At 37.7% G+C, this 21259-nt stretch carries 17 protein-coding genes; 14 read left to right on the top strand and 3 right to left on the bottom strand.

The window, feature by feature from the left end; translation table 11 throughout:
* The first annotated feature begins 64 nt into the window (after window positions 1-64).
* The 3 genes from ES711_RS06165 to ES711_RS06155 are packed head-to-tail and all read left to right on the top strand — an operon-like array spanning window position 65 to window position 2712.
* Window positions 65-880, top strand: coding sequence for a 2,3,4,5-tetrahydropyridine-2,6-dicarboxylate N-succinyltransferase (locus tag ES711_RS06165; RefSeq protein ID WP_146891430.1), 816 nt, complete (start codon window positions 65-67; stop codon window positions 878-880).
* Window positions 881-1960 carry a glycosyltransferase family 9 protein gene (locus ES711_RS06160; RefSeq protein WP_146891427.1) on the top strand — a complete coding sequence of 360 codons (1080 nt, stop codon included), beginning with the start codon at window positions 881-883 and terminating at the stop codon, window positions 1958-1960.
* Entirely contained in the window at window positions 1957-2712 is a 756-nt protein-coding gene (locus ES711_RS06155; RefSeq protein WP_146891424.1) for a glycosyltransferase family 2 protein, read from the top strand. The genes ES711_RS06160 and ES711_RS06155 overlap by 4 nt, the downstream gene beginning before the upstream one ends.
* 3 nt (window positions 2713-2715) lie before the next feature.
* Here the strand turns inward: ES711_RS06155 and ES711_RS06150 are convergent, their stop codons facing one another.
* Both ES711_RS06150 and ES711_RS06145 read right to left on the bottom strand, forming a co-directional pair.
* Entirely contained in the window at window positions 2716-3732 is a 1017-nt protein-coding gene (locus ES711_RS06150; protein ID WP_146891421.1) for a glycosyltransferase family 4 protein, read from the bottom strand.
* 11 nt (window positions 3733-3743) lie between these two features.
* The gene (locus ES711_RS06145) at window positions 3744-4544 is read right to left on the bottom strand and encodes a lipopolysaccharide kinase InaA family protein (protein WP_246139127.1); all 801 of its coding nucleotides are present in this window, start codon (window positions 4542-4544) and stop codon (window positions 3744-3746) included.
* Window positions 4545-4716: 172 nt separating this feature from the next.
* Here ES711_RS06145 and ES711_RS06140 point away from each other — a divergent pair, with 172 nt between their 5' ends.
* From ES711_RS06140 to ES711_RS06110, 7 genes are all read left to right on the top strand, one after another.
* Window positions 4717-5643, top strand: coding sequence for a glycosyltransferase family 2 protein (locus tag ES711_RS06140; RefSeq protein ID WP_146891419.1), 927 nt, complete (start codon window positions 4717-4719; stop codon window positions 5641-5643).
* 3 nt (window positions 5644-5646) lie between these two features.
* Window positions 5647-6756, top strand: coding sequence for a glycosyltransferase family 4 protein (locus ES711_RS06135; RefSeq protein ID WP_146891417.1), 1110 nt, complete (start codon window positions 5647-5649; stop codon window positions 6754-6756).
* Window positions 6757-6765: 9 nt separating this feature from the next.
* On the top strand, window positions 6766-7323 hold the full coding sequence (locus tag ES711_RS06130) for an L-threonylcarbamoyladenylate synthase (protein WP_146891416.1): 558 nt from the start codon (window positions 6766-6768) through the stop codon (window positions 7321-7323).
* A gap of 30 nt (window positions 7324-7353) precedes the next feature.
* The gene (locus ES711_RS06125; protein ID WP_146891414.1) at window positions 7354-7728 is read left to right on the top strand and encodes a GxxExxY protein; all 375 of its coding nucleotides are present in this window, start codon (window positions 7354-7356) and stop codon (window positions 7726-7728) included.
* An 80-nt stretch (window positions 7729-7808) separates the two neighbouring features.
* On the top strand, window positions 7809-9227 hold the full coding sequence (locus tag ES711_RS06120) for a CCA tRNA nucleotidyltransferase (RefSeq protein ID WP_146891412.1): 1419 nt from the start codon (window positions 7809-7811) through the stop codon (window positions 9225-9227).
* A 139-nt stretch (window positions 9228-9366) separates the two neighbouring features.
* Window positions 9367-10386, top strand: coding sequence for a COX15/CtaA family protein (locus tag ES711_RS06115; protein WP_146891409.1), 1020 nt, complete (start codon window positions 9367-9369; stop codon window positions 10384-10386).
* Window positions 10387-10423: 37 nt separating this feature from the next.
* Entirely contained in the window at window positions 10424-10942 is a 519-nt protein-coding gene (locus ES711_RS06110) for an IS1096 element passenger TnpR family protein (RefSeq protein ID WP_146891408.1), read from the top strand.
* A gap of 59 nt (window positions 10943-11001) precedes the next feature.
* Here ES711_RS06110 and ES711_RS06105 read toward each other — a convergent pair whose 3' ends face one another.
* On the bottom strand, window positions 11002-12060 hold the full coding sequence (locus ES711_RS06105) for a hypothetical protein (RefSeq protein WP_146891405.1): 1059 nt from the start codon (window positions 12058-12060) through the stop codon (window positions 11002-11004).
* Window positions 12061-12159: 99 nt separating this feature from the next.
* Here ES711_RS06105 and ES711_RS06100 point away from each other — a divergent pair, with 99 nt between their 5' ends.
* The 4 genes from ES711_RS06100 to ES711_RS06085 all read left to right on the top strand — a co-directional run bounded on the left by ES711_RS06100 (window position 12160) and on the right by ES711_RS06085 (window position 21169).
* Window positions 12160-13056 carry an ABC transporter ATP-binding protein gene (locus ES711_RS06100; RefSeq protein ID WP_146891402.1) on the top strand — a complete coding sequence of 299 codons (897 nt, stop codon included), beginning with the start codon at window positions 12160-12162 and terminating at the stop codon, window positions 13054-13056.
* 18 nt (window positions 13057-13074) lie between these two features.
* Window positions 13075-13899, top strand: a complete 825-nt coding sequence (locus ES711_RS06095; protein ID WP_146891400.1) for an ABC transporter permease — start codon at window positions 13075-13077, stop codon at window positions 13897-13899.
* Window positions 13900-13936: 37 nt separating this feature from the next.
* The gene (locus tag ES711_RS06090) at window positions 13937-16387 is read left to right on the top strand and encodes a T9SS type B sorting domain-containing protein (RefSeq protein ID WP_146891397.1); all 2451 of its coding nucleotides are present in this window, start codon (window positions 13937-13939) and stop codon (window positions 16385-16387) included.
* 528 nt (window positions 16388-16915) lie between these two features.
* The gene (locus ES711_RS06085; protein WP_146891394.1) at window positions 16916-21169 is read left to right on the top strand and encodes a T9SS type B sorting domain-containing protein; all 4254 of its coding nucleotides are present in this window, start codon (window positions 16916-16918) and stop codon (window positions 21167-21169) included.
* Window positions 21170-21259 lie beyond the last annotated feature (90 nt).

The raw sequence follows: 21259 nt of genomic DNA, 5'->3' as shown, positions 1-21259 counted from the left end.
AATACTCCACAATATTTTTCATAATGAATTATAGGTTTATATTTGTGTGAACTAAAATTTAGACATGGAACAATTGCAACAAAATATAGAGAATGCTTGGGAAAATCGCGAATTACTTTCTGATAAAGTCACTATTGAAAGTATTAAAAGTGTTATCGATTTATTAGATGATGGCACTTTAAGAGTTGCTGAACCTACTGAGGATGGGTGGCAAGTAAATGAATGGATAAAAAAAGCGGTAGTGCTTTATTTCCCGATTCAAAAAATGGAAACATTTGAAGTTGGTATTTTTGAATACCATGATAAAATCCCATTAAAGAAAGGCTATGCTGATAAAGGTATCCGCGTAGTGCCACCAGCGGTAGCGAGACACGGCGCTTACATTAGCAAGGGTACGATACTGATGCCAAGTTACGTTAATATTGGCGCCTATGTAGATGAAGGCACCATGGTAGACACGTGGGCCACTGTGGGCAGTTGTGCCCAGATTGGAAAAAATGTGCATTTATCTGGCGGCGTAGGAATTGGCGGCGTATTGGAACCTTTACAAGCAGCTCCCGTAATCATTGAAGACAACGCGTTTATTGGCAGCAGATGTATTGTTGTTGAAGGTGTAAGAGTAGAAAAGGAAGCGGTACTGGGTGCGAATGTGTGTTTGACTGCTTCCACAAAAATTATTGATGTTACTGGCGATGAACCTGTGGAAATGAAAGGTGTCGTACCTGCACGATCCGTAGTTATTCCTGGGAGTTATGCTAAAGAATTTCCTGCCGGAACCTTTAATGTGCCCTGCGCCCTGATAATCGGGAAACGCAAGGAAAGCACCAATAAAAAAACGTCCTTAAATGATGCTTTGCGCGAATATAACGTGGCCGTTTAAATGAAAATTTTAATCATACAACAGAAAATGATTGGCGATGTGTTGACATCGAGTATGTTGTTTGAGGCCCTTAAAGCCCAGCATCCTAATGCCGAACTTCATTACCTGATCAATACCCACACCTTTTCTGTTGTTGAACACAATCCCTTCATTGATACTATTGTTTTTTTTACGAAGGAACATGAGTCGAGTAAATTGGCGCTCTTAAAACTTGCGAAATCCATTAGACGGGAGCATTATGATGTGGTTATTGATGTGTATTCGAAATTATCGAGCAATATCATTAGCCTATTTTCTGGAGCAAAAACAAAGATATCCTATTACAAATCTTATACCTCAGCGCTCTATACGCATAACATTAAAAGAAAGCCCACTGCGACTTCAACGGACGGCTTAGCCGTGGAACACCGACTTCAACTCCTAGAACCTTTAGAAATTCATCAAACAAACGCAACCCCGAAAATATACTTGACTAACCAAGAAATCGCCAACAGCGCTTCTATTTTAGAGCGTAACGGCATTCATCTAGATCAACCTTTGTACATGATTAGCGTCCTGGGAAGTGGCGTCAATAAAACCTATCCATTTAAATATATGGCTAAAGTCATAGATAGCGTCATTAAAACGACTAAAGGTCAAGTTTTATTCAACTATATCCCTAATCAGGCCACGGAAGCACGGGCTATTTACGAATTATGTAAACCGGAACATCAGAAAAACATCCACTTTGATGTTTTTGCCAAAGATCTGAGAGGGTTTTTAGCGATTACGTCTCATTGTGATGCTTTAATTGGCAATGAGGGCGGCGCGATCAATATGGCCAAAGCCTTGGGAATTAAAACTTTTGCCATCTTCTCACCGTGGATAGATACGGAAACTTGGGGTGCTGTGGAAAATAGTAATCATGTAAACGTGCATTTGAAGACTTATGCGCCAGCATTGTATGCTGGGAAGGCAGACAAGGAAATGAAGCGTGAGGCGCTCTCACTTTATAAGTCCTTTAAACCTTCTTATTTTATAGAAAAACTTCAGATATTTCTTAATCAGACTTTAGCTGATAGGCCCAAACTCAATATATGAAAAAGCTTACCGCTATTATTCCCACTGGAAACGAACTCCATAACATTGAAGAAGTTATCGCTTCTGTAGATTTTGCAGATGAAATTTTAGTGGTAGACAGTTTTAGTACGGATGGGACTTATGAAAAAGCCCTAGAATTGGGCGTTAAGGTGATCAGGCGCGACTATGAATATTCCGCTTCCCAAAAAAACTGGGCCATTCCTCAAGCTCAGCATGAATGGGTATTGTTGGTAGATGCTGATGAACGTGTGACGCCTGAACTTAAACAAGAAATCACCGACTTATTAAAAAACCCTCAAGAGGATGTTGTGGCGTATTGGGTGGGGCGCCTCAACCATTTTATGGGTGAGCCCGTGCAGTATAGTGGTTGGCGAAATGATTCCGTAATAAGGTTGTTCAAACGCGATTTTTGCACCTATCAAGACAAGCATGTCCACGCGGAAATTATTGCCCAAGGTAAGGTTAGCAAACTCAACAATAAACTCTACCATAACACCTATGTCACTTTTGACAAGTACATGGAGAAAATGAACCGTTACGCGACTTGGCAGGCTAAAGATTATGATAAAAAGACCGGTAATTTAACGCCTTATCATTTTGTCATAAAACCTTTCTGGGGATTTTTTAAGCACTATATTTTACAAAGTGGATTTAGAGACGGCGTCGTTGGCCTAACCATAGGATACATTCAAGGATATGTCATCTTTATGCGCTATATAAAAGTCTGGCTATTACGAAAAAATAGAAGCTGATTCTTAATTTAAGAATAAGCCATCTATGGTTTTTGCACAATTCTCCCAGGTATAGGGTAAAACCGTGCTTCTGACGTCCGACTTAAGTTCAAAAGCCTTTTCGATAAGCGGAACGACCTCTTCAAAGGTCGCATCTACATCAAACAAAAACCCATTTGTATTGTGATTGATCACATCTGTACAATAACCCGTTTTAGAAGCTACCGGTACACAATTAGACATCATGGCTTCTAGTACGGGTACGGGACCACCTTCTAGTAGGGATGGTGATACTAACACGTCCAATTTGCTGTACATCTCAGGGTAGTTTTCATAAGGAATTTCCTCATGATACTTAAAGTTTGGCAGGTTTTTAATTGTTGAAAATCCTTCGTAATTATCCCACTTTTGACCAATCAAATGAAAGTTGCGGTGCGGCATATTTTTAACGATATCGTAGATCAACTTGGGATTCTTTCTCAGGTGAAAACTAGAACAAAAACCCACGTCTCCTTCACCTCTTTCATTGTGTTGGAAAAATGTAGAGCAAGTTCCGATATGCACTACTTTTAAGATTTCTGGCCTCACCCCAATCTGCGTCAAATACATTTTTATTTCGGAGTTTAAACAAATTACATAATCGGCTTTGTTTAGACACCATACCACATGGGTTTTTGAATATTTTTTATCCCAATTAGGATGGGTAAACATGACAATATTTTTTTTATTTAAAATACTTGGGGTGCTGCGGATACAGCGACAGAAATAATTTTGATAGATAAAATAATACCCATTCGCTTCCGGCAAATTACGTAATTTATCGTGATAATAGGTCCTAGCGTTCAGCGTAGAGTTTTTAGAAAGGCGCCGCACTTTTGCCCCAAAAATCCATTCCTTATCCTTTTCTCGTGCCACATACACGACAGAATCCATCTTATTGTTTTTGGTTGATGCGCTGAATTTTGATCTAAATATCGCCCATAAGTATTTCCATTTATGAAAAAATAGAAAATAAAGTTTCTCCTTTAAATTGCTCTCCATCTTGTGTTTTTTTATTGAATGGAAGACCTGCTAGGCCGAGATTTGTACTTTTTCTTCCAAAAGAAGATGCGCTTCTTTAACCGTACCTTCTTAAAAAATTCATCTTGAAATGCCACGGTCGATTTCCACATCAAATTATAAATAACGTGTTCATCGCCGCCAGAACATTTAGCATACTCATTGCTCATGATCTTAATCAGCGGTTTATGGATGGTCAGTTTTGCAAAATTTTTAATTCTTGTTTCAAAATCCATCGGACCAAATTCCATCCGGTTTAAATCGACCAAATAAAAATCGTAACCACCCTCTACGCGCTTAATAAGCGTATTGCCTGGAGAATGGTCTATAAAATTAACCCCGTTTTCATGAAGTTTATAGGTAAATCGGGTGAAGGCACGCAAGATGGCTTCATGGTCAGGAATATCAAAATCTTCAGTAAGTTCCCTAAAAGTTAAATCACTTTCAAATAATTCACTCATATAATAACTCTCTTTAAACAACATTCCATCAATATGATAACTATAGGCTACTGGATTAGGTGTATGAATACCTAAGTCTAACAGTTTATGTGCATATTCATAAGAGCGCTGCGCTTTAGATTTCCTAAAGCTCCGATACACAATTTGATTGACCACATTGGGTACTTTAAAGGATTTAATGGTGTGTTTCTGATCGCCAATAGTTACTATTTTAATCACGTTGCGTTCTGCAGCACCGAGTATTTGACTATGATCGTCAAAATGGGTAATGGCATTTTTGATCGCATCGGCGTGCAATTGATATTCTGAAGATATTACTAACGTTTCACTCACTAGTATAAATGGATATTTATGACTTTTTTGACCGTCTTCCAAGGGCACAAATATATCTAAATAAAAAAGAAACTAAACAATGAGGTGATAATCTTGAGGATGTGAATACCACGCGTATGATTTGTTTTATCAGCCCTCAAATTGTATTTTTGACCTCTATCCAAGAGCAAACATGAAAGACATTTCGGCGATAATTATCAATTATAATTCATCCGCGTTTACCCTTAATTGCGTAAAATCTATATTAGAAAAAACCTCTAATCACATTGCGTTTGAAATTATTGTGGTTGACAATGCCTCTAAAACTGAAGATTATCACACTTTAAAAAACGCATTGAAGTCTTTAAACTCAGGCCTTATTAAACTTGTCCGAAGCCGCTATAATACCGGTTTTGGAGGTGGAAACATGTATGGTATCCAGTTTGCTAACGCTCGCCATTATGCGTTTATTAATAATGACACGCTTTTAGAAAACGATTGTTTAAACATTGTACACCAATTTTTATTGAAGACTCCGGAAGCCGCTATTTGCAGTCCACAACAATTCAATGAAAAAGGTGAAGTTCAAAAATCCTTTGACCATTTTCTGAGCTTAAAGCGGGAACTTTTCGGACGATCATTACTGGAGAAAACCAACAAGACTAAGTATCCTAAACGTCAAAAGATTTACTCAGATCCTTTGAAGGTCGAGAGTGTACCAGGATCCTTTTTAGTGGTGAAAGCTGAACAATTTAATGAGGTGGGCGGGTTTGACACCACCATTTTCTTATATTATGAAGAAACTGATTTATGCTATCGTATCGCTAAACAGACTGTTAAAGGAGCCTGCTATTTGGTACCAGAAGGTAGGTTTATTCATTTTAAAGGTCAAAGCACCGCAAAAAATAATGCGATTAAAAAAGAACTAAAAATTTCTCTGCTCTATGTTTTGAGAAAAAATTCCGGTTATCTGTCTTATCAAATTTTAAGATGGTGGCTCACCTTAAAAGCATTTTTTAAATTATTCATTGCACCAAAAACATTTCCAGTCTTTTTGTTGTATTTAAAAGGTGCTCACATCAGCGCCTCCTTAAAGCAGCAACAAACCATAGCTCCTTAACACATGAACATATTACATTTATCAGGAGTTTCCAATTGGGGAGGCGGAGAATATCACATAGAAAATTTATGCAAGGAATTGGCCTTGACCAATCCTGAAGTACAAACGACCGTATTCTGTGTTAAAGATGGACCTTTCCATCACCGGTTAAAAGAAACCAACATTGACTTTGTGACCGCACCGCTCCTTCTAAAAATAGACTTAAGGTATTCGCTAAAACTGGGTCAAATTTGTAAATCAAGGCATATTGACCTTATTCATATTCATGATACCACTGCTCTTCAATTAGCAATTATAGCCGATAAAATTTATAAGTTGCCACCCTTTATTTTTAGTAAAAAAACCTCATTTGAGATCAAGCAACGCAAAAAAACACTCTACAAATACAACTACCCAAAAATTAAAAAAATCCTCTGTGTCTCCAAAGAAACGCAGCGGATCTCAGAAAAAGCAATTGTTGATCACCATAAATTGGTAACCATATACCACGGCACCAATTTGAAGACAAAAAGTGACCAAACCCCGTTTAAATTACGCGATAAATTTGTAGTTGCAAAAGATACCCTCATTATTGGGAATGTGGCCAATCACATCAGGGCAAAGGATTTGGATACGTTGATTGATGTTGCCGACCAACTAATCAACCACGACAAGCAAACCCAATTCATCTTTGTTCAGATAGGTACATTCACAGAACGCACTGACGCGCTTCTTGAACGTATTACATCACTCCAATTAACCAAACACATAATGTTTATGGGGTATACAGAAAAGGCCTCAAATTTCATCCCACAGTTTGACGTGTCCTTAATGACATCACAAAGTGAGGGTGTCCCACAATTTATTTATGAATCTATGTACCACAAAGTTCCTGTGGTGAGTACAGATGTGGGCGGAATTCCTGAAATTATCGAACATGGCGTAAACGGTTTGCTCGCACCGGCACATGATTTTAAAGCGCTTAGTGAATCTGTGTTAAAATTAGCCACAAACCCCAATTTAAGAGATAAATTTGTTGAGGCGTCTTATCACAAGGTCACGCAAAACTTTACCACGAGTAAAATGGCACAACAAACCTTGGACATTTATCGTGAAATTTTGAAAATCCATTAGAAAAACAATATGCATAAAGAAATTTCAAATGCCTTGGAGGTTTTAAAAGATGGCGGTCTTATCCTCTATCCTACGGATACCGTGTGGGGAATAGGTTGTGATGCAACAAATCCTGATGCGGTTAAAAAAGTATATGAACTAAAAGAACGTCAAGACAAAAAAGCCCTGATTTGTTTGGTGGCCGATGACCGAATGTTGGGCAGATACGTCAAAGAAATTCCCAAAGTAGCTTATGATCTGTTTGAGGTTTCGGAGGATCCTATTACCATTATTTATGACGATGCTCAAAATTTAGCCGCTAATTTAATTGCAGAAGACAGATCTATTGCGATAAGAATTCCCGATGATGATTTTTGCTTTCAACTCATCAGACGCTTCGGAAAACCAATCGTTTCAACCTCCGCTAACATCAGCACGCAACCCACACCAAAATCGTTTAAAGAAATAGCACCCCGAATTTTAAAAGGTGTGGACTATGTCGTAAATTTGCATCGCGAAAAAATGTGTACCAAACCCTCTGCAATCATTAAGTTGAGTGCTAATGGGAAGGTTAAAATTATTCGATGAACGATTAAAGCCACTAATACACGAATGTTTATGGCAGATATTATCTATAAAGATGAAAGTTACGCTATTATTGGTGTGTTATTCGACGTTTATAATCATTTAGGAAGTGGCTTTTCAGAAATTGTTTACAAAGATGCCTTAGAATATGAATTTACGCAGAATAATATTCCTTTTGAAAGAGAAAAAGAATTCAAGGTTGCCTACAAAAACATACATCTAAAGCATAAATTTTACGCTGATTATGTGCTTTTTGACAAAATAATTCTTGAGGTGAAATCCATTGTAGCATTGAATGACTCCCATGTTTCGCAATGTATTAATTATCTAAAAGTGTCGGAATGCAAATTAGCTATATTAGCAAATTTTCATAAAGATTTTTTAGATCATAAAAGAATAATACTGTAAAGTAATAGACGATGAATTCGCAACTTAATTCTTAAATATAGAAAAGAAAAATATTCGTGAATTAGTGGCAAATAAAAAACATGAACTTAAATCAAGCTTTAACCCATCCAATTTTCGAAATCATCTCCAAATCGGCAGCTGAACTAGGCATTGATGCCTACGTCATTGGCGGTTTTGTCAGAGATTATATTTTAAAGCGTGGGCAGCATAAAGATATCGATATTGTAGCCATTGGCAGCGGAATAGCCCTAGCCAAACAAGTGGCTAAAAACATCCCTAACCATCCCAAAGTTCAAGTCTTTAAAACTTATGGCACTGCCATGTTAAAGTATGAAGATATTGAGATTGAATTCGTAGGTGCCCGTAAAGAATCGTATTCTGAAGAAAGCAGAAACCCTATCGTAGAAGATGGAACGCTGGAAGATGATCAGAACAGACGCGATTTCACCATCAACGCGATGGCTTTGGATTTAGGTGAAGCTAATTTTGGCACACTGCTAGATCCTTTTGATGGACTGGAAGATTTGGAAGCAAAAATCATCAGAACGCCGTTAGATCCGGACATAACTTACAGCGACGATCCGCTGCGCATGATGCGTGCCATCCGTTTTGCAACTCAGCTCAATTTCACCATTGAACCCGCTTCACTCGACGCTATTTCCAAGAACAAAGATCGCATCAACATTATTACTAAAGAGCGTATTGTTGTAGAGCTCAATAAAATTTTGGAAAGCGATGTGCCGTCCATTGGGTTTTTACTCTTAGAGCAAACGGGTTTATTACAATATATCCTTCCCGAATTGATGGCACTAAAAGGCATTGACGAAAAAGAAGGGCAACGTCACAAAGATAATTTTTACCACACTTTGGAAGTTGTAGATAATATAGCCAAAAACACTGATGATGTTTGGCTACGTTGGGCTGCCCTATTACACGATATTGGCAAAGCGCCGACCAAGAAATTCAGCAAAAAAGTAGGCTGGACCTTCCACGGCCATGAATTAGCCGGATCAAAAATGGCTTATCGGTTGTTCAAACGACTCAAAATGCCATTGAATGACAAGATGAAGTATGTCCAGAAAATGGTATTTATGAGTTCTAGACCTATCGCGCTAGCTCAAGATGTTACAGATTCTGCGGTGAGGCGTTTGGTGTTTGATGCAGGGGATCATGTGGATGATTTAATGGTGCTTTGTGAAGCTGATATCACCACTAAAAACCCTAAGAAATTCAAAAAATACCACAATAATTTTAAGTTGGTCAGGGACAAGATTGTTGAAGTTGAAGAGCGCGATCACGTCCGAAATTTTCAACCTCCAGTTTCCGGAGAAGAAATTATGGAAGCTTTCAACTTAAAACCTTCCCGTGAAATAGGAACTATTAAAGAAAGCATTAAAGAAGCTATTTTAGAAGGTAAAATTCCGAATGAACATGACGCTGCCTATAAACTTATGTTAGAAGAAGGCGCGAGACTCGGGCTGAAGAGGCATGAGGTGTGAGGTGTCAGGTGTGAGGTGTCAGGTGTGAGGTTTGAGGTTTGAGGTTATAGTTTATGGGTTTGTAGGTTTATAGGTTTAGTAATAGTTAAAAATTGATTTTCGATTTCAAATTCAATTTCAATTTCAAATGCATATTTAAATGGCAAAGCAAAAGGATAATAAGAAGGTCATTTATTGGCTTCTAACTGGTTGTGCACTCCTGTTCATCATGGTGGTAGTGGGTGGAATTACTAGACTTACAGATTCAGGACTATCAATGTCAGAGTATAAATTGATCACCGGCACCATTCCGCCATTGAATGATGCAGAATGGCAAGATGCTTTTGCCGTTTATCAGCAATATCCGGAATTTCAAAAATTACATTCGCATTTCACCTTATCCGATTTTAAAGCCATTTATTTCTGGGAATGGCTGCATCGTGTTATTGGACGCGTGATTGGGCTGGTATTTATCATCCCTTTCCTATATTTCATTGCCACCAAACAATTAACGGCTAAAACAATAAAAAAATCACTAGTGCTTCTTTTCCTTGGCGCTTTTCAGGGCTTTCTTGGTTGGTACATGGTTAAAAGTGGTTTGGTAGATATGCCAGACGTAAGCCACTATCGTCTAGCCGCACATTTGACAACTGCTTTTTTAACTTTTGCAGCAACGCTTTGGGTGGCCTTAGACTTAATTTATCCGAATAAAAAAACCGTAGATAAGAGCTTTCGAAACTTAATTGGGATAGGCTACATCATTCTTATCCTACAGATTATTTACGGCGGTTTTGTCGCTGGGTTAAAAGCTGGCCTTCTACATAACCATTGGCCATTTATGAACGAAGGCAAATTCATTCACGAATCAGCCTATGCAATCGACCCTTTTTATTTAAACCTTATTGAAAATCCAAGTGGGATTCAATTTGTGCACCGCACTTTTGCGTACGTGGTTGTGTTCTTTGTAGGCGTCATCTGGTACCGCGCCAAACAAATGTCCTTGACCAAACTTCAGCATAATAGCGTTAATAGTTTACTGATCTTGGTTGGGGTTCAATTTCTACTGGGCGTCTTGACTATCATTTATGGCGTACCGTTATGGCTTGGTGTAGCCCACCAAATTGGTGCATTTTTCTTGCTTTCAGCTATGACATTTACCTTGCATCGTTTTAGTAGATAATAGAAAAAGCTTTACCTTTGCCAATTAAATTTTACTCATGGTTTACAGATTCAGAATTATTCTTGACAACGACACTGAAGATGATGTTTTTAGAGATATCGAAATCCGCGAAACTGACACGCTTGAAGACTTACATAATAGCATTACCCAAGCGTTCGGATTTGACGGAATTGAAATGGCATCGTTCTACTTAAGTGACGACGAATGGAATCAAGGTGAAGAAATTTCGATGTTCGACACCAGCGAGGGTTATGATGAAGTAAGACTGATGGGCGATACAAAAATCAATGACGTTGTGCACGAAATGCAGACAAAATTGATTTATGTGTATGATTTTTTCAGTATGTGGACTTTTTTCGTAGAATTGGCGGAAATTGTTGAAGAAGCTGAAGGAACTGATTATCCTAATTTAATGTTTGTACACGGCCAGATCCCAACAGAAGCGCCACAAAAAAACTTTGAAGCCGACAATGAGTTTGACGATTATGATGAGTTTGATGATGATTTAGACGTGGATGATTACGACGATTTGGATTTTGATGAAAACTGGAATTAAATCCCTTCTATTTTCTCTTATCTCTATTCTATTTTCTTTTTTCTTTTTTCTAATACCATTTATAACGCTCTAGTATTCACATTCTCATAATTACGCTGCACAAAATCGAGCGCATTTTTGACAATTTCTCCCATATTCTTACTGCGTTTGAATTTCAAATCCTGGGTGTAATCAAAGATCTTCATTTTTAATAGTGTGATGTGTTCTGGTTTGGACAAGGTATCGTTAATCATACAATCTAAAAGTTCCTTAATCCGTTCATGATAACTTATCAAACGCTTGGCCACGATGGAACGTTCTTCTAATTTATATTGGTCGATAGATTCTTGCTGGAATTTCTCCTGAACCAGTTCTACCATGGCCAAATTCTCTTTAAAAAACTGTGGTCGGTACACGTTAAACTTGCCTTCATAACTTTGCTGATCAAAGTCGATTGCTCTAATTTTATAGACCACGTGGTCAAAATCATGCGTGGGTACAATCACGTAATTATAAGAACGCATATCACCCAATAATCGGATCATACAGCGTTCATTGAACTTTACAAACTCCTTCGCTATTTGAGATTTTTCTGAAGGCGAACATTTGGGTAGCATGTGTTTGATGAATTCATCCCCAGGAACACCCGCGATGTGCTCTTCAATTAGGGTCTCTTGGTACACTAAAAAGTTTAAATTATAAGGCGAGAGCATGTGCTCTAGTTCTAAGCCATAAATTCTGGAGGCATCGGCTTTTTTGACGTAAAAATACGTGTAATTGTCATTCAAAATATTCCTGACTTTAATCCGGAAGGGTTTCGAATTTCCAAAAGTGCAATAATCAATCGCATCTACATTTAAAAACGGAATAGTCCTTTCATTCCCATCGGAATGCAGAATGGTATACACTTTTTTTAAGCTCAAATCAATTTCCTGACGTTCAAATTCATTAAAATACACGCGCACCCAAAGTGTATCATTATCATCTTTATCGTATAAGGCGACAGCGCCCTGAAATCGCAATAGATCATCATAAAAAATTGGCAAGCGGATATTTCTGTTATATTCAGAAAGATAATTGTGCAACTTTTCCGTAATCGGATATGAGGGTTTACGTAAGGAAATTTTAAGATCTTGCATGGCGTTTGAATTATCTCAAATGTAAGTTTTTATATTTACAGATGTAACAAATTTAACCATCACTCGTCATACGTGTAACTAATCAATCAGAAAAATATTTTGGAAACCATTCTCACTATCAGCAATCTCACCAAAAAATTTGGGTATCTCACTGCGGTTAAAGATTTATCGTTTACCATTCAAAAAGGTAATGTTTACGGTATTCTAGGTCCCAACGGCAGTGGAAAGTCGACTACTTTGGGGATTGTCCTTAATGTGGTTAATAAAACTTCAGGAGAATTCAGTTGGTTTGAAGGACAGACGACAACGCATGATGCCCTCAAAAAAGTAGGTGCTATTATCGAGAACCCCAATTTCTATCCTTACATGACGGCCTATCAAAACTTGAAGCTGGTTTGCAAAATTAAAGGTGTTGATTACAGTAAAATTGACGAAAAACTGGGCGTTGTGGGACTCTTGGACAGAAAAAACAGCAAGTTTAGTAATTATTCCTTAGGGATGAAACAACGTTTGGCTATTGCTTCTGCCCTTTTGAATGATCCGGAAATATTAATATTGGATGAACCTACCAACGGATTGGATCCTCAAGGCATCCATCAGATTAGATCGTTGATTAAACAAATTGCAAGTGAAGGCACGACAATTTTGTTGGCCTCTCATCTCTTGGATGAAGTAGAAAAAGTATGTTCACATGTTGTCGTACTCCGTAAGGGAGAAAAACTGTATTCTGGGCGTGTGGATGAAATGATCTCCAGTCACGGATTTTTTGAATTGAAATCTGTGCAGCACGATACTTTAGTAGCTTACTTTAAAGACAACCCGGACTTTTTAAGTGTTAAAGTAGAAGGCGACCTCATCACCGCTTTCCTAAAACAACCCATGGACGCTTCAACATTCAATTCTTTAATGTTTGAAAAAGGTGTCACGCTCTCTCACTTGGTGAAACGCAAGGAAAGTTTAGAAGAGCAATTCTTGAAACTCACGGACAATAACTAATCAATCAAAACCAACATAATGTTACGACTCATCAATTTAGAGCTACAAAAATTATTTTTAAACCGGGCGAGTAAGATTTTAATTTTTATCTCCTTTATTCTACCTTTTACAGTTTTGATTCTCTCTTCCATCAAAATTAACTTCTTCGGATTTTTTACGTTGGAATTAGGGGAATTGGGCATTTTCAACTTTCCTATCATCTGGCATATTACCACGTTCTTTGCTTCTTACTTTAAACTCTTTTTCGCTATTGTAGTAGTAAGTATGATTGGCAATGAGTATTCGAACAAGACCATCAAACAGAATCTTATAGACGGACTGAGTAAGAAAGAATTTATCCTTTCTAAATTTTATACGATTGTTCTATTTTCATTGTTTGCCACAGTATTAATTGGAGTGGCATCTTTCTTAATTGGGTTATATTATTCAAGTTATACGGAAGCGTCCATCATTTTTAGGGAAACAGAATTTTTATTAGCCTATTTTGTGAAGTTGGTCGGATTTTTCAGTTTATGTCTGTTTTTTGGAATGTTGGTGAAGCGTTCCGCATTTGCGCTCGCCTTCCTTTTTCTGCTCTATATTTTTGAATGGATTATTTTTGGAGTGGCCACCAAGACATCTAATTTGGAGACGGCTTGGAAGATAAAAAACTTTCTTCCTTTAGAATCCATGTATAATTTGATCAATCAACCTTTTCAACGTGTGGTGATGACCAAATACCCTGAAAAAATTGATATGGCTTATGATTATAGCGTGTATTGGTATGAAATTGCGATTGTTTTAGGATGGACAGCCATCTTTATCTTTTTATCTTATAGGTTATTAAAGCAGCGGGATTTATAATATATTTGAGGGTATAAGCAATTAACATACCCGTCTCTTGAAACCTTTTCTGAAGATATTTCTAATTTTTAACCTTCTGATTAGCGGCTTTAGTGCACCTGCTCAATATCCAACGGATTGTATTGATTCAGTCATTATTTGTGGAAATTCCAGTGTTAACCTCAATGTTAACGGGATTGGAACGCAAGAATTAAATAATTCAAATACCTGTGGAAGTCGTGAAACCAACAGTATTTGGTTACAGGTAAGCTTTGTCACTGACGGTACTTTAGGCTTTACGCTAAAGCCGAATAGCAGTGACATAATAGAAGACTATGATTTTTTTGTGTTCGGTCCAAATGTAGCTTGTAACAATTTAGGGCAGGCCATTAGATGTTCTACTACCAATCCTTCAGCAGCTGGACTTGCAAACAATTGGACGGGGATGAACTCGAGTGCCAGTGACACTTCAGAGGGCCCAGGACCTGATGGCAATAGTTTTGTAAAACCCCTAACTGTAACAGCTGGAGACACTTTTTATATCGTTATTGATAGGCCATATGGTAATAGCGGGTTTACGTTGGAATGGACGGGAACGGCGAAGTTTTCCTCACCTCCGGTCAATGCATCCAATCCTTTAACGACGCCTCTTAATTTAGAGAAATGTGATACGGACTTGCCCTATGCCGACGGATTCACATCTTTTAATATAGAAGGAAATACATCAAAAATTATAGGATTACAAAAAGACGTTACGGTCGCTTATTATTTGAATGATACGGACGCAAATAGTAACACGAAGCCATTGTCAAGTCCGTATACGAACATCTCAAATCCGCAGAACATTGTCGCCCGCATTACAAATACGATTACCGGGTGTTTTGAATTGGTCGACTTTACCTTATCCTCCAATTTAGGACCTGACTTTAAAGCCCCATCCACATATTATATGTGTGATACAGATGAAGATGGCAACAGCACTAATGGACAAACCTCTTTTGATTTATATTCTAAGACTTCAGAAATTTTAAATGGTCAAGATCCCACAAGCTTAAACATTACCTACCACGAATCCATGGCGTCAGCTACTAATAATTCAGACATGGGCATACCGAGAAATTATTATAATGCTGTGCCCAATCAACAACAGCTCTTCATACGCATTCAAGATGCCTATAATACAAATTGCAGAGCTATAACCTCCTTTGATTTGGTCATCAACGCCCTTCCTTTAGCCTATAATACAAGTCTAGTACAATGTGATGAAGATGGTTTAAAAGATGGTCGGACGGTGTTTAATTTGACTGAAATTAAGGAAACCATCACCGGAGGTGAATCGGATAGAACCGTGTCGTTTTATTTAGATAAGAATGATGCCATCTCAGGAAAGCCAAACACAGTTGATTCCCAAGCCTTTATAAACACTACATCCTCTCAGTTGCTTTATGCCCGAGTTAGCAATGATGACACCAAATGCTTCAGGATTGCCGAAGTGCGTTTAGAGGTCAGCACCACTTCTGCTTTTGATGCTGAGTTGACTCATTGCGATGATGATGGTATTGAAGACGGTTTGTACACTTTCACACTTTCTGATGCCAACCCTGAAGTTTTAAAAGGTTTACCTTTAGGTTTAGAACTACTCTATTATAAATCGTATCAGGATGCGCTTTTAGAAACTGATCCCCTACCCAATGTATATACCACTACCACCTCCTATTCTCAAACTGTTTACGCTAGGGTTGAAAACAGCAATGCCTGTTACGGAATCAGCGAAGTCACACTAAATGTTTTTCAATTGCCCCAATTAGAAACCGAAAGTGAGATGTTTTACTGCCTAAACACCTTTCCTGAAAGGATAACGCTTTACGCTGACGTCACCTCTAACGGTTCGGGAAGCTATAGTTACCTATGGTCTACATCTGAAACTACTTCGGAAATTTTGGTTAACAACCCCGGTACCTATTCCGTCAGAGTTAGCAATGGCAATGGGTGCTATAAAGACAGAATAATTCGTGTACTACCCTCCAACATCGCGACCATAAGTGAGATAAAAATAAACGACGCTGCTCAAAATAACACAGTAAACATATTGGTTACAGGCGAGGGGGCTTATGAATACGCACTTGACAATCGGAACGGAATTTATCAGGATGAGCAGCTTTTTGAAAATGTGTCTCCAGGATTTCATACCGTTTATGTAAAGGATAAAAATGGGTGTGGCATGACATCTGAAAAAATTTCGGTGATAGGATTTCCAAAATATTTTACTCCAAATAATGATGCGATACATGATTACTGGCAGATTTATGGGGTCAACAAACAGTTTCAGCCTAAAACTACCATTTATATTTTTGATCGGATGGGCAAACTCCTAAAGCAACTAAATCCATTAGGAAAAGGTTGGGATGGCACCTATGTCGGGCAGCCGATGGCCCCTGATGATTATTGGTTTTCAATTACCCTACAAGATGGTAGAACAGTTAAGGGCCATTTTACTTTAAAAAGGTAAAGCATGTTTCTAGGGGCGATTTTGGCCAATGCCTTTGATTAAATGAACTATTTTAAAACATTGTTGTCCGATAAAGAATCAAGACCGCTGCGCTGTTAGAATAAAGAATTAAGACTTGTTTGCAACTAACTGACAAACAACGATCATTTAAATTAAAATCGCACATTCTCTCCCGGTAGAAACAGTTTCTAAAATGCAAGCTCTCATTTCGGAAATCTTCTAATGTCCCTTGCTTTAAATGAGTTTGTTAATTTAATATTTATTTTTATCGGACACTAATGATTTCAAAAATAAAAAAGCACACATTGGAAGCGCAGACTCAATTTAATATAACTTTTTCTGCTATTCTCTATTTTTTCAAACTTATAACTATCCTCAATTTTTAGCAATAGTTAAATTTTCATGCGTTTTGTCGTATTTTCTTGCATTTCGTCTAATAATTAACTACTTTTCCCCACTTATTTAATTGCACGGAATACTCATTGCCCCTCCAATGGAACGTTTCAACCTAAATTTATCTACCGAAGAATGAAATCATTCAATATCTCCCTCCTTGTGCTTGCATGCCTGTTGTGTAACACTGTTTTCAGTCAGCAGATAACGGTAGATGGCACCATCACTCCTAAGAGCCTGATTGAAAACCATTTAATTCAAGGCTGTGTAGAAACTTCAAACATAGCTTCACCTATAAATGGAACCAAAAATGGATTTTCAAGTTTTGGATATTTTGAGCGCGGAAGTTCCAATTTCCCTTTTGAAAATGGTATCGTTTTAACTACAGGAAAAGCAATTGCGGGAGGAAATGCTGTCAATTTAGAACATTTAAGTGATGGCAATGCGAGTTGGGGTTCAGATCCAGATCTTGAAACGGCTTTAGGGATCAGCAATACACTCAATGCCACGGTTATAGAGTTTGAATTTGCATCAACATCAAATCTGATTCAATTTAATTATATCTTGGCTTCTGAAGAATACTACGGAAATAATCCGTGTAATTATTCGGATGGTTTTGCATTTCTTATTAAACGAGCAGACAGCAGCGAGCCCTATAAAAATATTGCATTAATACCAGAAACTAATATCCCGGTAAATACCCAAACCATTCGTAATGGGGTAGCTGGCAAGTGTGGCCCCTCCAATGCGCAATACTTTGAGGGTTATAACCTAGGTGACACCAATTATAATGGTAGAACAAAAGTGATGACCGCCACTGCTGGCATCTCACCAAATGTAAAATACCTTATTAAAATGGTCATTGCTGATCAAACTGATGCAACTTTTGACTCTGCCGTTTTTATTGAGGGGAATAGCTTTAATGCAACAGTTGATCTAGGAGATGACATCACAACATGCGCAAGTAGTCTAACTTTAAATGGCAGTATAGATAATCCGCAGGCAACTTATTCTTGGTTTTTCAATAATGCGCCAATTGCAAATCAAACGCAATCAACTTTGGTAGTTGACCAAACAGGAACTTACACCATTAAAGTGGAAATTCCGTTGTCAGATTCCTTTTGTACCATTGAAGATAGTATTGATATCCAATTAAGTTCTACACAAACAGCCGATCCCATAACCGATTATGTATTATGCGATGATAATTCTGGCAACGGCAGTGAACTATTCAACCTGCGACTAAAAGATGCTGAAATATTAAAAGGGGTCCCTAACGGTTCTTACAGCATCTCCTACCATCACAATCAACAGGAGGCAGCGTTAAACAACAATGCCATAACAGCGCCAATTCTTGGCACCACCAGTCCAAAACCCATCTATGTAAGAATTGAAGATACCGTGAACGGGTGTTTAGCTTACTCCTCTTTTAATATTATAGTAAATGCTTCACCTGTATTGCCACCTATGGTTACAGTCTGTAACGACAATAGCAAGGATGGATTTACCACAATAGACTTACAAACAGATCTTGACATCACTAAAGGTGATCCTGATTTAGCTGTTTTCTATTTTAACAACCAATCGGAAGCCGCCTCCAATGACAATGCCATAGTTGATCCCTATAAGATTTCTAAAGTAGCACAGTTATTTGTGCGTGTTGAGAACCTTTTAACAGGCTGTATTAACGAAGGAAACTTAACTATCACTGTATTGGATAGTCCAGTAATCAATACTACTAAACGTCATTATATTGATGCCTGTGACACGGATCATGATGGTTTTGCCATCTTCGATTTGACAAGTGTGATTGCCGATGTGCTGGACGGATCTTCGGGTATGACCACTCAGTTTTTTGAAATGGATAATGATGGCAATGAAGGTAAAGAGATTTTGAACCCTAGCAATTATAGCAATACTAAAGTTAGCCAGCAAAATGTTTATATAAAGGTTTCTAATGCCACTGGATGTTCTTCAACAACAATTGTAGAATTGCATACCAACGCCTTATTAACCGCTACTAAAATTCAAGAATTTTCAATTTGTGATGATACGGATGGAAACAAATCTTTTGATTTATTCAACATAGAACAAGTAATAGCCAATGATTTACTTAACGTTTCTGTAAATTTTTATGAATCTATTGAAGATCGAAACACCAATACTTCTATAGATAAAACCTTGCCTTATACACCGCCATCATTTCCCCATAAATTATATATCACTTTAGATAATACGATTTGTAGAGAAGTCGCAGAAATTGAGCTCATCCTTAATCCGACTGTCGATTTCCCGTCCATAGAAGATGCAACCTATTGTGACACTGATCAGGATGGCATTACGCCAATAGATTTTAGCATTTTTGATGATGGTGTCACAAACGGTCAAACAGGGTATTCAGTGAAATATTATTTATCTGAAGCAGATTTAAGAGCCAACAATCCACTCTCCAATTTTGACAGCAATACAAGCAATCCTCAAAGAATCTATACTAAAACAACTTCAAACAAAACAGGCTGTTCGGATATTAAAAGCTTTCTCCTAACCGTTTTGCCGGCGCCTGAGACCAATAAGGCTTCAGATATTACTGTTTGTGACGATGGCATAACGGAGTTTATCATTAATCTCAATGATAAAATAAACGAAATTGTTAAAGACATGACCGATAGAACGATCACTTTCTATAAAACTGAAGATCATGCGATCAGTAAAATGGATTCCATATCTAACCCAAGCAATTTTGATAAAAAAACGCAGACAGTTTATGCCCGTGTTGAAAACACGGTTACCGGATGTTATTCTTTAGAACCAATAAATATAATCGTGAACACCTTACCCGTCATTCCTACGATAAGTGTTTATAAATATTGTGCGGAAGATAGTGCAGGTTTGGGACTATTTACCTTCAACACAAAAGACGCTGAAATATTAAAAGGTCAGGCTGGAAAGCGCGTATACTATTATCTGAATCCTCTAGATGCGGAACAAAGAAATAATAAAAAGGCTATTGACAAACAAACACCACTATCGCTCCCGTCGCGAACCATCTATGTTAGGGTAGAAAATATTACGGACAATACGTGTTATGCAACAGGTTCCTTCTTAACAGAAGTAGGATCAAATCCTAAATTTAACATCCCTACTGATAAATTTCCGTGTGATTTTAATAATGATGGTGTTGAAAATTTCGATCTAAATGAAATAATACTCGAAATAAAAGAAGGCACTTCTGAGAATCTTCAAGTCTCATTCTATAAAGATTTAAACGATGCTGAGAATGGCTGGGACGCGTTGCCATTAACCAATACACTTTCCAATCCAAAGGGTAAAACGCAACTTATTTATGCTCGAATTTCCAATGATGGTCTTTGCACGCCAATTGTTAGCTTTAATATTGGAATAATTAAACCACCACAAATTAAAGCTCCCCCTAAGCCTCTAATAGAATGTGACACCTATGATAATCCTTTTGGTATTGAAGTGGATGGTATTGTTAAATTCAACTTAAAAGATGCAAAGGTTGATATCATTGATAAAAGAAATGTAGTGTTGCATTATTATGAGGATGACTCCGGTCAGCTTCCTATTTTAAACCCAACTGCATATACCTCAGGATCAAAAACGGTATACCTTTGGGTTACAAATACTGATACAGGGTGTCATTTGGAAGTTCCCATTGAATTGATCGTGAGTTTGCCAGACACATTAGATTACCAATCCGCATTATGTGTCGACATTGGATCGGCAATTATCGGACCTGAAATCAATAATTCCGATGATACCTATGTTTGGTCTACTAATCAGAATACCAGAGAAATCGAAATTGATAAAATAGGCATTTATACGTTGCGCGTAACGACTACATCTGGTTGCAGCACGACCCATATTTACACCGTTATAGCATCAGAAGCTGCAACAATAGAATTTACCGATCATGTCGATTTTTCTGACCCCAATAATATAACAGTTACCATTTCTGGTATTGGAAATTATCTTTACCAATTAAACAACAACCAACCTCAAAAGTCTCATATTTTTGAAAAAGTACCGATTGGTTTAAATGTCATCACGGTAATTGATTTGAACGGTTGTGGCCAAATAACAAAAGATATCCTTGTTCTCGACACCCCAAAGTTCATGACGCCCAACGACGATGGCTATTTTGATACTTGGCATATTACAGGTGTGCACACCTTGCCAGGTACTGTGATTAAAATCTTTGACCGCTACGGTAAACAACTGGCGCGACTCACCTCAAGTTCTCCTGGTTGGGACGGTAGATTTAATGGTCAAAAGATGCCATCATCAGATTACTGGTTTGTGGCCGACGTTAAAAAGAAAGATGGCACCACATTTCAAATTACCGGACACTTTACCTTAAAACGCTAATTTTGGATTAAAATTTTTTATGATCCTATTCTAAAAAATCCTCACGAGTGAGGATTTTTAAATGACTAACCACAATGCCTCAGGAAGGAC

Source organism: Gelidibacter salicanalis (assembly GCF_007997285.1).
Taxonomy (GTDB): domain Bacteria; phylum Bacteroidota; class Bacteroidia; order Flavobacteriales; family Flavobacteriaceae; genus Gelidibacter; species Gelidibacter salicanalis.
The sequence above is the reverse complement of the archived record's forward strand: the minus strand, read 5'-3'. Positions and strand labels throughout refer to the sequence as shown.

What these genes read in the sequence shown, in the direction of transcription:
- ES711_RS06105 (WP_146891405.1), bottom strand. Translation starts at nt 12,060, where the DNA reads ATGCAAGATCTTAAAATTTCCTTACGTAAACCCTCATATCCGATTACG.
- ES711_RS06165 (WP_146891430.1), top strand. Translation starts at nt 65, where the DNA reads ATGGAACAATTGCAACAAAATATAGAGAATGCTTGGGAAAATCGCGAA.
- ES711_RS06155 (WP_146891424.1), top strand. Translation starts at nt 1,957, where the DNA reads ATGAAAAAGCTTACCGCTATTATTCCCACTGGAAACGAACTCCATAAC.
- ES711_RS06120 (WP_146891412.1), top strand. Translation starts at nt 7,809, where the DNA reads ATGAACTTAAATCAAGCTTTAACCCATCCAATTTTCGAAATCATCTCC.
- ES711_RS06085 (WP_146891394.1), top strand. Translation starts at nt 16,916, where the DNA reads ATGAAATCATTCAATATCTCCCTCCTTGTGCTTGCATGCCTGTTGTGT.
- ES711_RS06130 (WP_146891416.1), top strand. Translation starts at nt 6,766, where the DNA reads ATGCATAAAGAAATTTCAAATGCCTTGGAGGTTTTAAAAGATGGCGGT.
- ES711_RS06110 (WP_146891408.1), top strand. Translation starts at nt 10,424, where the DNA reads ATGGTTTACAGATTCAGAATTATTCTTGACAACGACACTGAAGATGAT.
- ES711_RS06115 (WP_146891409.1), top strand. Translation starts at nt 9,367, where the DNA reads ATGGCAAAGCAAAAGGATAATAAGAAGGTCATTTATTGGCTTCTAACT.
- ES711_RS06095 (WP_146891400.1), top strand. Translation starts at nt 13,075, where the DNA reads ATGTTACGACTCATCAATTTAGAGCTACAAAAATTATTTTTAAACCGG.
- ES711_RS06135 (WP_146891417.1), top strand. Translation starts at nt 5,647, where the DNA reads ATGAACATATTACATTTATCAGGAGTTTCCAATTGGGGAGGCGGAGAA.
- ES711_RS06125 (WP_146891414.1), top strand. Translation starts at nt 7,354, where the DNA reads ATGGCAGATATTATCTATAAAGATGAAAGTTACGCTATTATTGGTGTG.
- ES711_RS06150 (WP_146891421.1), bottom strand. Translation starts at nt 3,732, where the DNA reads ATGGAGAGCAATTTAAAGGAGAAACTTTATTTTCTATTTTTTCATAAA.
- ES711_RS06140 (WP_146891419.1), top strand. Translation starts at nt 4,717, where the DNA reads ATGAAAGACATTTCGGCGATAATTATCAATTATAATTCATCCGCGTTT.
- ES711_RS06160 (WP_146891427.1), top strand. Translation starts at nt 881, where the DNA reads ATGAAAATTTTAATCATACAACAGAAAATGATTGGCGATGTGTTGACA.